Raw genomic sequence first — 14,134 nt, forward strand, 5'->3', positions numbered from 1 at the left:
TGTGACCGTAATCACCGCCCAGGTGTGATCTGCGATTTACGACCCCACCACGAGCGGGGATAACCTGCGAGGCGGACATGCCGCGTGCCGGCCACCGTGCCCACGCCCTCCTTGTGACCGCGCAGTCACGTTGCCCTTCGCGGCACGCCCACGCAGACAACGAACCGCGAGATACCTGATAGGGACGGACGCGCGTGGACCTGTTCGAGTACCAGGCGAGGGACCTCTTCGCCAAGCACGGTGTACCGGTGCTGGCCGGTGAAGTGATCGACACGCCTGAGGCAGCCCGCGAGGCGACCGAGCGGCTTGGCGGCAAGTCCGTCGTCAAGGCCCAGGTGAAGGTCGGTGGCCGAGGCAAGGCAGGCGGCGTCAAGCTCGCCGCCGACCCTGACGAGGCGGTCGCCCGTGCGACCGACATCCTCGGCATGGACATCAAGGGCCACACGGTCCACAAGGTGATGATCGCCGAGCTGTCCCCGGAGATCGAGGCGGAGTACTACGTCTCGTACCTCCTCGACCGCACCAACCGCACCTTCCTGGCCATGGCCTCGGTGCAGGGCGGCATGGACATCGAGGAGGTCGCGGAGAAGACCCCCGAGGCCCTCGCGAAGGTCCCGGTCAACGCCGTCGAGGGCGTGAACATCGAGAAGGCCCGCGAGATCGTGGCCCTGGCGAAGTTCCCGGCCGAGGTGGCCGAGGGTGTCGCCGAGGCGATGGTGACCCTGTGGGAGACCTTCGTCGCCGAGGACGCGCTCCTCGTCGAGGTCAACCCGCTGGTGAAGACCAAGGACGGCCGCATCCTGGCGCTGGACGGCAAGGTCTCGCTCGACGAGAACGCCGACTTCCGCCAGCCCGGGCACGAGGCGCTCGAGGACAAGGACGCGGCCAACCCGCTGGAGGCCGCCGCCAAGGAGAAGAACCTCAACTACGTCAAGCTCGACGGCGAGGTCGGCATCATCGGCAACGGCGCGGGTCTCGTCATGAGCACCCTCGACGTCGTCGCGTACGCCGGTGAGAACCACGGTGGCGTGAAGCCGGCCAACTTCCTCGACATCGGCGGCGGCGCGTCCGCGGCCGTGATGGCGAACGGCCTGGAGATCATCCTCGGCGACCCGGACGTCAAGTCCGTGTTCGTCAACGTCTTCGGTGGCATCACCGCCTGTGACGAGGTCGCCAACGGCATCGTCCAGGCGCTGCAGCTGCTCGCCGACAAGGGCGAGGAAGTCACCAAGCCGCTGGTCGTCCGTCTCGACGGCAACAACGCGGAGCTGGGTCGCAAGATCCTGTCCGACGCCAACCACCCGCTGGTGCAGCGCGTGGACACCATGGACGGCGCGGCCGACAAGGCCGCCGAGCTGGCCGCGGCCAAGTAAGGGACGAGGGAAAACCACAGCCATGGCTATCTTCCTCAACAAGGACAGCAAGGTCATCGTCCAGGGCATGACCGGCTCCACGGGCATGAAGCACACCAAGCTCATGCTGGCCGACGGCACCAACATCGTCGGTGGCGTCAACCCCCGTAAGGCCGGCACGTCCGTCGACGTCGACGGCACCGAGATCCCGGTATTCGGCACGGTCGCCGAGGCGATCGAGAAGACGGGCGCGAACGTGTCCGTCCTCTTCGTGCCGCCGGCCTTCTCCAAGGCCGCCGTGGTCGAGGCGATCGACGCCGAGATCCCCCTCGCGGTCGTCATCACCGAGGGCATCGCCGTCCACGACTCCGCCGCCTTCTGGGCGTACGCGAAGTCGAAGGGCAACAAGACCCGCATCATCGGCCCGAACTGCCCTGGCCTCATCACGCCGGGCCAGTCCAACGCCGGCATCATCCCGGGCGACATCACGAAGCCGGGCCGTATCGGCCTGGTCTCGAAGTCCGGCACGCTGACGTACCAGATGATGTACGAGCTCCGTGACATCGGCTTCTCGTCGGCCGTCGGCATCGGTGGCGACCCGGTCATCGGTACGACGCACATCGACGCGCTCGCCGCGTTCGAGGCCGACCCCGACACCGACCTGATCGTGATGATCGGTGAGATCGGCGGCGACGCCGAGGAGCGGGCCGCGGACTTCATCGCGAAGAACGTGACCAAGCCGGTCGTCGGCTACGTCGCGGGCTTCACCGCGCCCGAGGGCAAGACCATGGGCCACGCCGGCGCCATCGTCTCCGGCTCCTCCGGCACGGCCGCCGCGAAGAAGGAGGCCCTGGAGGCCGCCGGAGTCAAGGTCGGCAAGACCCCGACCGAGACGGCGAAGCTGGCCCGCGCCATCCTCGCCGGCTGAGCACGGCTCCTGGCCGGCTCCCGGATCAGCCCCGGCGCAGCTTCCGGACGGCTGAATCGCAGCCTGTACGCGGACGGGCCCGCACCCCTGGAGAAGGGGTGCGGGCCCGTCCGCGTAGCCGTCTGCCCGGCGCTTTCTCGTACCCGTGCTCCTTCAGCGGAGTTCCGGGCGGAGCCTCTCCGGACCGTTCTGGAACATCGAGCGGAGCTTGGCGCGGATCTCCTGCTCCTCCTCGGACAACGGACCGGAGCCCGACCGCGGCGGAACCCCGCTGATCGTGGCGGCGGGCGCCTGCGGGGCCTCGTAGTGGTCGGGGGCAGTGCGGAGCGTGAACGCGGTGGACCCGATGAGCAGGACCGTGAAGGCGATGGCCGCGCGGGTCCAGCGGCGGGCGCGGCGCTCGCTTCCCGACCGCACCACGACGGGTTTCGCGGCGGTCCGCAGCGACTCCTTGCTCCCGAGCTCCGTCAGCCTGAGCCGCAGCTCCCCGGGATCCGCCAGCTCGGGCACGCGCGCGGCGACGACCTCACGCGCGTGCAGCAGCCGGCCCGCCGCCGCGGGCGTGCTCGCCTCCGTCTCCGCCGCGGTCTCCGGCAGCCCGATGCCGAGGCCGTCGTAGAGGAGCACCGTGCGGCGGTACGCGGGCGGCAGGCTGAGCAGTACGGAGAGCAGCCGGCGGTCGTCCAGCGCGGCGGGCGGTGGCTCAGGAGTCCGGTGCCGAAGACGCAGCCGGTGCCAGGGGGACATCGCGTACTCGTACGCCGCCGCCCGCACCCAGCCCGCCGGGTCCCGGTCGACCGCCACCTCCGGCCAGCGCTGCCACGCCAGTTGGAAGGCCCGCTCCACGGACTCGCGCGCCAACTCGCGCCGCCCGGTCAGCAGATAGGTCTGCCGTACGAGGGCGGGGGCCGCGAACGCGTAGAGGGCGTCGAAGGCCTGACCGGGAGTCAGAGCGGGCGCGGGGGGCGCGGGTTCGAGGTCGGCCTCCGCCTCGGTCCCGTCCGGATTCTCGGTCCCGTCCGGATTTTCGGCCGGGTTGTCCGTCTGGTTGTCCGTCTGGTTCTCCGCCTCGGTATTCACCTCGGTCCCGTCCTCGGCCTCGGCCTCCGGAAGTGGCGGCGGGCAGGCAGGGGTCTGCGTCACCGGGCGCCCCTTCGTACGTAAAAGTACATAAAAAGTATATTGAGCGACACATCCGTAGTTCGCCTGTTACGAGGAGAAAGCGCGTGTCGTTGGGAGCATGGCGGCGTGACCCAGACGACCGACCGCAGTCCGGACCGCAGCCCTTCCCCGCCGTCCCTGCCGACCTTGCTGACCAAGCCGGCCCTGCTGGCCCGATGGCGCAGGAGGTCACCGGGACTGGCCGCGAGCCTGGTCGGCGGCGCGCTCGCCGCGGGGCTCGGACTGGCGGCGCTCACCGTACTCGTGACGGTCCTTTGGATCAGTTCGCCCTATCCGGACAGCGGTCCTGACGGGGCGTTGCATGTCGCCGCCGGGCTGTGGCTGCTCGCCCACGGCTGCGAACTCGTCCGCACGGACACGCTGTCCGGCGTACCCGCGCCCGTCGGTGTCACCCCGCTGCTCCTGGTCGTACTGCCCGCGTGGCTGCTGCACCGCGCGGGGCGCGACGCGGCGGACGGCGACGAGGAGTCGGCGCCGCCCGCCGTCCGTACGGCCTGCGGCGGAGTCGTCGCGGGCTATCTGACGGTCGGCACGGCCGCGGCTCTGTACGCCTCGGGCGGTGCTCTGCGGCCGTCCTGGGCGTCGGTCGCCGTATGGCTGCCGCTGGTCGCGGTGACCGCGGCGGGGATGGGCGCGTGGACGGCGTACGGGCGCCCGCGGGGGCCGCTGGCGCCGCCCGTGCGCCGGGCCCTTCGAGCCCTGCCCTTCGCCTCCTTCGTGTCCTCCGCCCCCGGGCTCCGGCTCCCGGCCGCCGTGCGCGCGGCGAGTGCGGGTGCGGCGGTGCTCGTTGGGGGCGGGGCCGTGCTGGTCGGCGCCTCACTCGTGTGGCACGGAGGTCTGGCCCGCGTGTCGTTCCTGCATCTCACGGAGAGCTGGTCGGGACGGTTCGCGGTACTGCTGCTGGCCCTGGCCCTCGTGCCGAACGCGGCGGTGTGGGGGGCCGCGTACGCCCTCGGGCCCGGCTTCGTCCTCGGCGCGGGGCACGCGGCCGATCCCCTGATGTCGTCGCCCGGTCCGCTGCTGCCGCCCTTTCCTCTGTTGGCGGCGGTACCGGGCGCCGGTCCCGGCACTCCGGTCAACTGGGCGGCTGGGGCCGTGCCGTTGATGGCGGGCGTGGCGGTGGCGTGGTTCACGGTGCGGGCGGGGGTGCCGGGGCGGATCGACGGGGGAGAGGCGATCGGAGAGGGAGACGGAGAGGGGCAGAGGCAGGGGAAGGGGAAGGGGAAGGCTCGGGTTCCGGTGGCGGCCCACCGTGGTGAGGCCTGGTCACCCGGCCGGACCGCCGGGAACGCGGCCCTCGCGGCCCTCCTCTGCGGACTGGCCCTCGCGATCCTCGCCGCCTTGTCGGGCGGCCCCCTCGGCACGCACGCACTCGCCGACTTCGGCCCGGTCTGGTGGCAGACGGGGCCCGCGGCGGCCGGGTGGACCGTGATGGTGGGCGTGCCGGTCGCCCTGGTTCTGCGCGGCTGGCGGCTGCGGCAGCCGCGGGTACGGGTGCCGCGGGCGCCCCGAGTGCCCCGGGTACGGGCTGTGCGGGGGAGTGGGGTTCGGGGGTGGGCTTCCTGGGTGCGGGGGCCTTGGGGGCGGAGGCGGGGAGTCCAGGAACCGGTGGTTCAGGAAGCGGTGGTTCAGGAACAGGGGGTGCAGGGGAACGGGGTTCAGGAGCATGCGGGCCCGAAGCGTTCGGCCAATGAGCCTGTGGGCGGGGCGACTCCGGTGCCTGAGCCTCTGCTCGCGAAGCCTTCGGCGGATGAGCTTCTGGTCTCGGACCCCTCGGCCCGTGATCCTCTGGGCTCGGCGCCTCTGGGCTCGGCGCCTCCCGGCTCGGCGCCTCCGGGCCGTGAGTCTCGGGTCTCGAACCCTTCGGCCCGTGAGCTTCTGGGATCGACGCCTTCGGGCGCGAAGCTCTCGGCCGATGAGTTTTCGGCCGATGAGTTTTCGGGCCGGGTGACGCCGGCTCATGAGCCGCTTGTCCGGGAGCCGTCGGCCAATGAGCCGCAGGCACACCTTCCGGGTTCCGAGCCGTCAGGAGGCCTGTTCCCGTCCCACGGCCACGAGCGGCGGTCAGGAGCCGAGCTCCCCGATTTCGAGCGGCCAGGAGGGGCACGCCCGGGCGACGAGCCCTCCGAACAGGCCCATCAGCCGGGCTTCGGGCTCTCCGAGCGGGTCCCTCGGACCGAGCTCAAGGCCTCCCAGCAGCCCCCTCGCCCCGCAGCCGGGCCCCCCGAGCCGCCCGCATCCCCCCTCCACTCCCGCCCGGCTCCCGAACTCCCCACCGAACCCCCGCCGTCCCAGGGCACCCCGCGCACCAGCTGGTTCTCGCGTGTCCGACGTCGGCGGCAGCCGGAAGCGCCGCCCGGCACCCCCAGCACCTCCGGGACCCCCGTCACACCCGGCACCCCCGCCGAGAGCCGCCGCGCCACCCCGGACCCCGACTTCGAGCCGTACGACTTCCTGCCCCCCTCCGACTCCTTCGGCTCGCTCTGGCACGACGACGTCTCGCGGGAGGCGCGTTGGGCCGCTCTCAAGCAGGCGTCCGGCCCCACCGATCCCCCGGGTCAGGGGGACCGAACGGCCTGACGCGGGTCAGCGGGCCGCGTCCAGGCGGGCCCGCTGTTCCGCCGTCAGTTCCAGGTCGACCGCCGCCAGGTTCTCGTTCAGCTGGGCCACCGAGGAGCAGCCGACGAGGGGGATCGCCGGGACCTCGCCGTCGATCAGCCATGCCAGGACCACCTGGTTGACCGTCGCGCCGGTCTCCTCGGCGACCGAGCGGAGCGCAGCCAGCCTGGCCGGGGTGCCCGCGTGGTCGAACTCCGGGCCGAGCGGCTTGTCCTCGCGGACGTAACGGCCGGACAGGAGCGGGGTGTAGGCGACGAGCGTGAGGGACGGTTCGGCGCGCAGATAGCTGAGCAGGTCGCCGCCGGTCACACCCTGGTCGCCGTCCGGCGAGAGCTGCCCCGGCAGGTCGGCGCGCTTGCGCAGATAGCTGTGCTGGTACTGCAGGACCTCGTAACCCGGCAGGCCGGCCGCCGCCGCAAGACCGCGGGCCCGCTCCAGGCGCCAGGTCCAGTGGTTGCTCGCGCCGAGCAGCCCGACCGTGCCCTCGGCGACGAGTTCGGCGAAGCCCTCGACGGTCTCCCGCAGGGGTACGGCCGTGTCCTCGATGTGGGCGTACAGCAGGTCGAGCTTAGGGACGCCGAGCCGCTCGCGGCTGCCCTCCACCGCCTCCCGGATCGCCTTGGCGGACAGCCCCTCCGGGTTGTCGGTGTAGCTCGTGCCCGGGGCGAGCGGCCGTGCGCCGAGCTTCGTGGCGATGACGATCTCGTCGCCGATGCCACGGCTGCGCCGCCAGCGGCCGAGCAGCGCCTCGCTCTCGCCGCCCTGCGTGCCGTTGACCCAGAACGCGTAGTTGTCGGACGTGTCGATGAACGTGCCGCCCGCCTCGACGAACCGGTCGAGGATCGCGAACGAGGTCGCCTCGTCCGTGACCGTCCCGAACAGCATCGCGCCGAGGCTGAGGACGCTCACCTCACGGCGGGTCCCGGGGGCCGTTCCGATCGTGCGGTAGCGCATGCGGGTGTCCTCCCCTTACGGCCCGCCGTGCGGCGGGCGTTGAGAGGAGCATGGATTTTGAAGCGCACTCGAAGTCAACCCACGGCCGTACCCCGTACGGAACTCACGGCCGCACCCATGTACGGAACCCACGGTCGTACCCCGTGCGGAACTCAGGGCCGCGCACTCCGTACGTCACCCACGGCCGTGCCCCGTACGCCGTACCCCGTACGGCGCGGGCCGTCAGCCCTGCGTCCCCAGCAACCCCCGCAGCTCCTCCGGCAGCAACTTGTCGCAGGACTTCTTCGCCGTGTTCGTGAGCGAGTCGTTCACGCACGTGTAGTAGTCGCTGTACACGAGCTGTGCCGTGAAGGTGGCCGCGACCATGGCGAGGGCCAGGGACGCGGTGACCAGGCCGCTGATGGCCGCCGTGGTCTGGGGCCTGGCGCCCGAGGTGGGCGGGGCCGGGGTGTTCGGGTCCGACGCGCGCGGAGGCTTGGCGCGCAGCGCGCTGATCGCCCAGTACATGGCCAGCGCGCCGAGCAGCAGCGCCACGTACGGCCAGCTGAAGAGGGCGAAGAAGAACGCCCACATGCCGGACAGCAGCGCGAAGCGGGCGCGGCGCTGGGCGGGGTCCGTCGGGTCCCAGCGCATGCCGGTGCCCGGGCCGCCGGGCCCTTCCGGACCGTTCTGACCGCCGCCGGAGCCGCCGTTGGACCCGCCGTTGGAACCGGGCCGGTCACCGAACCGGCCGCCCTGCGCGGGCCCCGGCTGGCGGTCGCTCCACTGGCTGCCCCAGGGGGAGGAGCCGTCGCCCTGGCCGTCCTGGCCCTCGCCCTGCCCGCCCGCGGGCCGCCGCGGCTGCCAGGGCCGGTCGGGCGTGCCCTCGGGCGGCGGGGCGAAGGGGTTGTCGTCGGCAGGAGGCTGCGGCGGCTCGGGCCGTTGGCCGGAATCGGGCGCACCGGAGCCGCCCGCGCCACCGGAGCCGCCCGGGCCGCCCGAGGAGCCCTGCCCACCTGCGGAACCCTGGCCGCCCGCTGAGCCCTGCCCGCCCTCGGGCACGTCGTCGCTCTCCCGCGGCGGAGTGGGAGAGGGGCGCCGCTCGCGCAGCAGGAGTGGAGGGAGTCGGAGACTGCGGTCCGGCATCAGGTGTGCGTCTTCCCCTTGATGGTCTCTGGCGGCAACGTGTCCACAGAGCTGGTTACGTGTCCGGGGCTCGCGCCCAAGCGTTCGTACCCGTCCCTGGTCAACGTCCCGTGCGCAAAAGGCGTTCCCCTGTGCGCACCGTGTTCCCCGGGCGGATCCTCCCCAGACGCTACCTTCCGGCCACGCCCCCGTCCCGTGGGGGCCGCCCGGTGTGCCGGTATCGTTGCTGACGGTCGGCCGCTTCGTAGACTTCCCCGTATCCGGGGGCTCGATGCATTCGTACGACCGTACAAACGCCGACCGCGGACGCGCTCTCCCCCGAGAACCGCCTCCCAAGAACCGCAAGAGCTCCCCAGAACCCGCAGAACCCCCAGAAACCCCCAAGAACCCCCGAGAAAGGGCCCCGCCGTGGCCAAGGCCAAGCGCCTCGTCGTGCTGGTCTCCGGATCAGGTACGAATCTGCAGGCTCTCCTCGACGCGATCGCGTCGGAGGGGACGGCCGCCTACGGAGCCGAGATCGTCGCGGTCGGCGCGGACCGCGACAACATCGTCGGCCTGGAGCGCGCCGAGAGCGCCGGGCTTCCCACCTTCGTGTGCCGGGTGAAGGATCACGCCACGCGTGACGAGTGGGACAGGGCACTGGCCGAGGCCACCGGCGCGTACGAGCCGGATCTCGTCGTCTCGGCCGGGTTCATGAAGATCGTGGGCAAGGAGTTCCTGGCCCGCTTCGGCGGCCGGATCGTGAACACCCACCCCGCGCTGCTGCCGAGTTTTCCGGGGGCGCACGGCGTTCGCGACGCCCTCGCGTACGGCGCGAGGGTCACCGGGTGCACCGTCCACTTCGTCGACGACGGCGTCGACACCGGCCCGATCATCGCTCAGGGCGTGGTCGAGGTCCGGGACGAGGACGACGAGAGCGCTCTGCACGAGCGCATCAAGGAAGTCGAGCGAAGCCTGCTCGTCGATGTCGTGGGGCGGCTCGCCCGCAACGGCTATCGCATTGAGGGACGAAAGGTAGTTATCCCGTGACCGCCGAAGGTACGCAGGGCACTCAGGGCGCGCAGGACACCAAGCGGGTCATTCGCCGCGCGCTCATCAGCGTCTACGACAAGACCGGTCTCGAAGACCTCGCCCGCGGCCTGCACGCGGCCGGTGTCGAGCTGGTCTCCACCGGCTCCACCGCCGGGAGGATCGCCGCCGCCGGGGTCCCGGTCACCAAGGTCGAGGAGCTCACCGGCTTCCCCGAGTGCCTGGACGGCCGGGTCAAGACGCTGCACCCCCGCGTGCACGCGGGCATCCTCGCCGACCTGCGCCTGGAGTCCCACCGGCAGCAGCTCGACGAGCTGGGTGTGGAGCCGTTCCAGCTGGTCGTCGTGAACCTCTACCCGTTCCGGGAGACCGTCGACTCGGGCGCCACGCCCGACGAGTGCGTCGAGCAGATCGACATCGGCGGCCCCTCGATGGTCCGCGCCGCCGCCAAGAACCACCCGTCCGTGGCCGTCGTCACCAGCCCCGAGCGGTACGCGGACGTGCTGTCCGCCGCCCGCGACGGCGGCTTCGACCTGCACGCCCGCAAGCGGCTCGCCGCCGAGGCGTTCCAGCACACGGCCGCGTACGACGTCGCCGTCGCCTCCTGGTTCGCGAGCTCGTACGCGCCAGCCGACGAGTCGGGCTTCCCCGACTTCATCGGCTCGACCTTCGAGAAGCGCAACACCCTGCGCTACGGAGAGAACCCGCACCAGGGCGCCGCGCTGTACGTCGACGGCACGGGCGGTCTGGCCGACGCCGAGCAGCTGCACGGCAAGGAGATGTCGTACAACAACTTCACGGACACGGACGCCGCGCGCCGTGCAGCGTACGACCACGACGAGCCCTGTGTGGCGATCATCAAGCACGCCAACCCGTGCGGTATCGCGATCGGCGCGAACGTCGCCGAGGCGCACCGCAAGGCGCACGCCTGCGACCCGCTCTCCGCGTTCGGCGGTGTGATCGCCGTCAACCGTCCCGTCTCCAAGGAGATGGCGGAGCAGGTCGCCGACATCTTCACCGAGGTCATCGTCGCGCCCGAGTACGAGGACGGCGCGCTGGAGGCCCTCACCAAGAAGAAGAACATCCGCGTGCTCCGCGCCCACCAGGGCCCGGCCGCCTCCGTCGAGGTCAAGCAGATCGACGGCGGCCGGCTCCTCCAGGTCGCCGACCGCCTCCAGGCCGACGGCGACAACCCCGCCTCCTGGACCCTGGCGACCGGCGACGCCCTGTCGCCCGGCGAGCTGGAGGAACTGGCCTTCGCCTGGCGGGCCTGCCGCGCGGTGAAGTCCAACGCGATCCTCCTCGCCAAGGACGGCGCCTCCGTCGGCGTCGGCATGGGCCAGGTCAACCGCGTCGACTCCGCCAAGCTCGCCGTCGAGCGCGCGGGCACCGAGCGCGCCCGCGGCTCCTTCGCCGCCTCGGACGCCTTCTTCCCCTTCCCCGACGGCCTGGAGATCCTCACCGACGCCGGCGTCAAGGCCGTCGTCCAGCCCGGCGGCTCGGTCCGCGACGAACTGGTCGTCGAGGCCGCCAAGAAGGCGGGCGTCACGATGTACTTCACGGGGACGCGGCACTTCTTCCACTGAGCCGCATGCGCGAGGCGGTCCGCCGGGCAGCCCACCCGGCACACCGGCGGACCGCTGCCCGGCGACCCCTAGAGGGTGTAGACCGTGCAGGTCTCACAGCCCTTGTGCTGGGATCCCTGGTAATTGCCGGTGGAGTTGCTGATGGTGGCCTTCGACGGGTTGTGGAGCCACGACTTCCACGTGCCGTTCGTCTTGACCCGGACCCAGGCGTGGCCCGCGCAGGAACTGCCTGTCTTCTGGGTGTAGACCAGGGTGCGGCTGCTGTAGGCGTCGTACTGGGTCTTGACGCCGTTGCACGTACGCGTCCACGAGTCCGTGGCGGCCGACGCCGGGGAGGCGGCGAACACGGTGACTCCCATGGCGACGGCCCCGAGGAGGGCGCCGGTCTTCAGTCTCGTTCGCACAGCGGGTCCTTCTTCCTCTCGGTGTTCACGTTGAGCCCTACGGGTAGAGGGTGTAGACGTTGGCGCTGCCGCAGTTGCAGTCCTTGTGCTGTGAGGCCTCGATCGCGTAGACGGGGCTTCGCCTCGTCGCCGTCGTGTTGCTGTCGGCCCAGGTGCCCCACGACCCCTGCACCTTGATCCGCACCCAGGCGTGCCCCGCGCAACTGCCGCCGGACTTCTTGGTGGTGGCCACGTGGTCGCTGACGTTGGCGGTGTAGGTGCTGTCGCGGGCGCAGTTGCGCTTCCACGTCTTGCTGTCGGCGGCGGATGCGGGTGCGGCGGCGAGCATCGTCACGCTCATCGCCGCGGCGGCCATCGCGACCCCGTACTTCACTCGGGTCGGTGACATCGTCATGGGTTCTCCCCGTTTCGCATGGACGGTCCGTGCGCTTGCACCTGCAAGCTCGGTGACCAGCGTGAAGGGCTTCCGTCCCACGGGGTACCTATAACTATTCGGGTGGCTCCGGAGAGCGTCGTCAGCAGCGGGCGATCCACCTGTGGGACAGCGGGGCGTACGTGCCTGCCAGGTTTCCCTGGTTTCGCTGGGAGGTGCAGCCTGTGCGGTTGCGGGCGTTCTCGCGGGTGACGTCCGCGCCGACCGGGGTGAAGTCGCGGCCTCTGAAGTACGCGACCGCGCCGAGGCCGTTCTCGTCGTCGCTGCTGTTGTTGAAGATGGACTTCACCGGTTGGCCGCTGGTCCACTCGCAGGTGTCCGGACCCGACAGCCAGTCCGTGTCGTCCTCCTCCCAACTGCACATCTCGCCCGAGCCGTTGGGCTCGCTGAAGAAGCAGACGGAGTCGGCCGGGCAGCGGTGGTAGCCGTAGGTCAGACCCTGGTCGTCCTCCCGTGTCGCGTACACCAGCGCCGTCGTCGCCACGATCAGCGCCGCCGCCGCGAGGGTGCCCACCAGCGCCGGGCGCCACCGACGGCGGGGCCGCAGTCTCGGCAGGCGGGCCGAGCGGGCGGTGCCCGCGGCCCGCTCCACCCGGCGCAGCAGCGAGGCGGTGTCGTGCGCGGCACGCTCCTCGTGCGTACGGGCCAGGCAGTCGGTGACGATCTCCCGCCAGGCGGCGGGGAGTTCGGGGGACAGGCGCAGTTCCTCTGTGCCACGCGCGTACCGCACCGCCGCGTCGCAGCGGGCCTCCGTGGTGCCGCCGGGCAGCGGGAACGTGCCGGTCAGGACGAGGTGGGCCAGTACGCCGAAGGACCAGACGTCGGCGGTCGGGCGGATCTGCGTGCCGCGTTCGCTGACCTCGGACCAGAGGAGTTCCGGCGCGGTGTAGTCGGGGGTGGCGAAGGCGGGCGCGTACGCGTGGGTGCCCTCCATCTCCGCCGCCATGTTGAAGTCGCCGAGGCGGGCCGAACCGTCCTTCATCAGCAGCACGTTGGCGGGCTTGAGGTCCCCGTGCACCCAGCCCGCGTGGTGCAGCTGGTGCAGTCCCTCGCAGACCTGGGCCAGCAGCGCCGGGCCGTGCGGCGGTCGCGGTGAGTGGTCCAGCAGGGTGGCCATGGAGCCCTCGGCCCGTTCCAGTACGAGGACTGTGGCGCCGTCGAGTTCGGGATGGTTCGGGTCGTCGACGGTGAGGGCGTCGTACATCCGGATCAGCCGCGGCGAGCGCAGCCGGCTCAGCAACTCCTGCTCACGGTGGGCCAGTTCCCGCAGGTGGTGGAGTTGGCGCGGGGTGCGGGTGCCGGTGGGCAGGAACTTCAGCGCCGCGTGGCGGGGGAGTGGACCGGTGCCTTGGTCGGCGGGGGTCCCCTCGGCGGGCCGCCTCGCCCCAGCCTCGCCGGACCTCGCCCCGGCCTTGGAGGAGCTGTCCCCGGCCTCGGCGGGCCTCTCGCCGACCTCGGGGGACCTCTTCCCGGTCTCGGCGGGCCGATCCCCGGCCTCGGGCGGCCTTTCCCCGGCCCCAGCAGGCCGGTCCGCCGCCTCACCCCCGTCACCCGCGAGCCTGGCCGCCCCCGCGAGCCTGGCCGCGTACACACTGCCGAACGCGCCGGACGCGAGAGGCTCCCGTACCTCCCAGGGCCCCACCCGGTAGCCCTTCGGGACGGGGACGGTGGGGCCTCCGTTCACTGGCCCACCTCGCTCGGGGTCGCCGCGAGGACGACCAGATCGTCCTCGCGTACCAGGTTGAAACGCAGGGCCAGGGAGACCAGCGACTCCTTCTTGCCGTAGACGCGAGGGCCGGGCTCCGCCGCGTCCGGGCCGGGCCGCAGCCGGAGTTTGACCGCCAGGTAGTCGATGTTCCAGTACACGGAGGAGCGGTTCGCCGCGGGCCAGCCGGGCCGCAGGCGTTCCACGAGCTGGTCGACGGTGGGCAGCGGGGCGTGCGGTTCGCCGCGCAGCCGGGGCTCGCACAGGGCGGTGAGCACGGCGAAGTACCGCTTCGTACGGTCGAGGGTGAACGCCGGTGCCGTGGCGGTGCCGGAGAGCCCGGAGCGGGCCGCGGCGCCGTAGCTGTGGCGCGGCGCCCACACGTCGAAGCTGAGCAGCTCGCCCGCCGCGGGCAGGACGACACGGGAGAACTCGAACGACACGGGCGCGTCCAGGCGGCCCGGCGCGACCTTGATGTGCTCGCCGGCGCCCTCCGGATTCTCGACCACGTAGGTCTGGTCCTCGCTGAGGTTGCTCAGGATCCAGAAGGCCCGGTGCGCGGTGATCTCACCGGCGACCCTGGACACCCCTTCGTGGGCGATCCTCAGTCCGCCGTCCCGCGCGGTTCTGCCGAAGGAGAGCCTCTCACCCGACGCGAGCCTGATCTGGCCGTCGCATCCGTCGGCGGATCCGTCAATGGATCCGCCACCCTGCGGTGGCACCACGATGACGCTGTACATGGAGTCGTCCCCCTCCTCCTGCCTCAACGGAGGCCAGAGTAGGGCGAGTTACTGGGGACATGTCACGGCGGCGCGAC

11 protein-coding genes and 1 pseudogene are annotated in these 14,134 nt (G+C 71.8%); 5 read left to right on the plus strand and 7 right to left on the minus strand.

Annotated elements, in window-relative coordinates; genetic code table 11:
- Positions 1-194 precede the first annotated feature (194 nt).
- Both sucC and sucD read left to right on the plus strand, forming a co-directional pair.
- On the plus strand, positions 195-1,373 hold the full coding sequence (sucC, locus tag ACN20J_RS30220; protein ID WP_189837214.1) for an ADP-forming succinate--CoA ligase subunit beta: 1,179 nt from the start codon (positions 195-197) through the stop codon (positions 1,371-1,373).
- Positions 1,374-1,395: 22 nt separating this feature from the next.
- Positions 1,396-2,280, plus strand: a complete 885-nt coding sequence (gene sucD / locus ACN20J_RS30225) for a succinate--CoA ligase subunit alpha (protein WP_143639188.1) — start codon at positions 1,396-1,398, stop codon at positions 2,278-2,280.
- A 153-nt stretch (positions 2,281-2,433) separates the two neighbouring features.
- On the opposite strand, the gene ACN20J_RS30230 is transcribed toward sucD, so the two are convergent.
- Positions 2,434-3,423, minus strand: a complete 990-nt coding sequence (locus ACN20J_RS30230; RefSeq protein WP_246575233.1) for an RNA polymerase subunit sigma-70 — start codon at positions 3,421-3,423, stop codon at positions 2,434-2,436.
- Between the two features lie 156 nt (positions 3,424-3,579).
- On the opposite strand from ACN20J_RS30230, the pseudogene ACN20J_RS30235 reads away from it, so the two are divergent.
- Positions 3,580-4,944, plus strand: a pseudogene (locus ACN20J_RS30235) (DUF6350 family protein); the annotation flags it as partial.
- Between the two features lie 1,104 nt (positions 4,945-6,048).
- Here the strand turns inward: ACN20J_RS30235 and ACN20J_RS30240 are convergent.
- Positions 6,049-7,035 (minus strand): aldo/keto reductase, encoded by a 987-nt coding sequence (locus tag ACN20J_RS30240; RefSeq protein WP_189837217.1) that lies wholly within the window; start codon positions 7,033-7,035, stop codon positions 6,049-6,051.
- Positions 7,036-7,257: 222 nt separating this feature from the next.
- Positions 7,258-8,160 carry a hypothetical protein gene (locus tag ACN20J_RS30245; protein WP_419667239.1) on the minus strand — a complete coding sequence of 301 codons (903 nt, stop codon included), beginning with the start codon at positions 8,158-8,160 and terminating at the stop codon, positions 7,258-7,260.
- 408 nt (positions 8,161-8,568) lie between these two features.
- On the opposite strand from ACN20J_RS30245, the gene purN reads away from it, so the two are divergent.
- Positions 8,569-9,189 carry a phosphoribosylglycinamide formyltransferase gene (purN, locus tag ACN20J_RS30250; RefSeq protein WP_419667240.1) on the plus strand — a complete coding sequence of 207 codons (621 nt, stop codon included), beginning with the start codon at positions 8,569-8,571 and terminating at the stop codon, positions 9,187-9,189.
- Entirely contained in the window at positions 9,186-10,775 is a 1,590-nt protein-coding gene (purH, locus tag ACN20J_RS30255) for a bifunctional phosphoribosylaminoimidazolecarboxamide formyltransferase/IMP cyclohydrolase (RefSeq protein WP_364191494.1), read from the plus strand. The genes purN and purH overlap by 4 nt, the downstream gene beginning before the upstream one ends.
- A gap of 68 nt (positions 10,776-10,843) precedes the next feature.
- On the opposite strand, the gene ACN20J_RS30260 is transcribed toward purH, so the two are convergent.
- From ACN20J_RS30260 to ACN20J_RS30275, 4 genes are all read right to left on the minus strand, one after another.
- Positions 10,844-11,179, minus strand: a complete 336-nt coding sequence (locus ACN20J_RS30260) for a hypothetical protein (RefSeq protein WP_055612786.1) — start codon at positions 11,177-11,179, stop codon at positions 10,844-10,846.
- A 37-nt stretch (positions 11,180-11,216) separates the two neighbouring features.
- Positions 11,217-11,573, minus strand: a complete 357-nt coding sequence (locus ACN20J_RS30265; RefSeq protein WP_419667241.1) for a hypothetical protein — start codon at positions 11,571-11,573, stop codon at positions 11,217-11,219.
- Positions 11,574-11,694: 121 nt separating this feature from the next.
- The gene (locus ACN20J_RS30270) at positions 11,695-13,296 is read right to left on the minus strand and encodes a protein kinase domain-containing protein (protein ID WP_419667242.1); all 1,602 of its coding nucleotides are present in this window, start codon (positions 13,294-13,296) and stop codon (positions 11,695-11,697) included.
- Positions 13,293-14,057 carry an FHA domain-containing protein gene (locus tag ACN20J_RS30275; protein WP_189837222.1) on the minus strand — a complete coding sequence of 255 codons (765 nt, stop codon included), beginning with the start codon at positions 14,055-14,057 and terminating at the stop codon, positions 13,293-13,295. The genes ACN20J_RS30270 and ACN20J_RS30275 overlap by 4 nt, the downstream gene beginning before the upstream one ends.
- Positions 14,058-14,134: the final 77 nt, after the last annotated feature.

Source organism: Streptomyces sp. 2-1, assembly GCF_048564895.1.
Taxonomy (GTDB): domain Bacteria; phylum Actinomycetota; class Actinomycetes; order Streptomycetales; family Streptomycetaceae; genus Streptomyces; species Streptomyces phaeochromogenes.

Bases quoted from the DNA above. Each gene is read 5' to 3' on its own strand.
- ACN20J_RS30275 (WP_189837222.1), bottom strand. From the start codon at position 14,057: ATGTACAGCGTCATCGTGGTGCCACCGCAGGGTGGCGGATCCATTGAC.
- sucD (WP_143639188.1), top strand. From the start codon at position 1,396: ATGGCTATCTTCCTCAACAAGGACAGCAAGGTCATCGTCCAGGGCATG.
- ACN20J_RS30240 (WP_189837217.1), bottom strand. From the start codon at position 7,035: ATGCGCTACCGCACGATCGGAACGGCCCCCGGGACCCGCCGTGAGGTG.
- ACN20J_RS30265 (WP_419667241.1), bottom strand. From the start codon at position 11,573: ATGACGATGTCACCGACCCGAGTGAAGTACGGGGTCGCGATGGCCGCC.
- ACN20J_RS30245 (WP_419667239.1), bottom strand. From the start codon at position 8,160: ATGCCGGACCGCAGTCTCCGACTCCCTCCACTCCTGCTGCGCGAGCGG.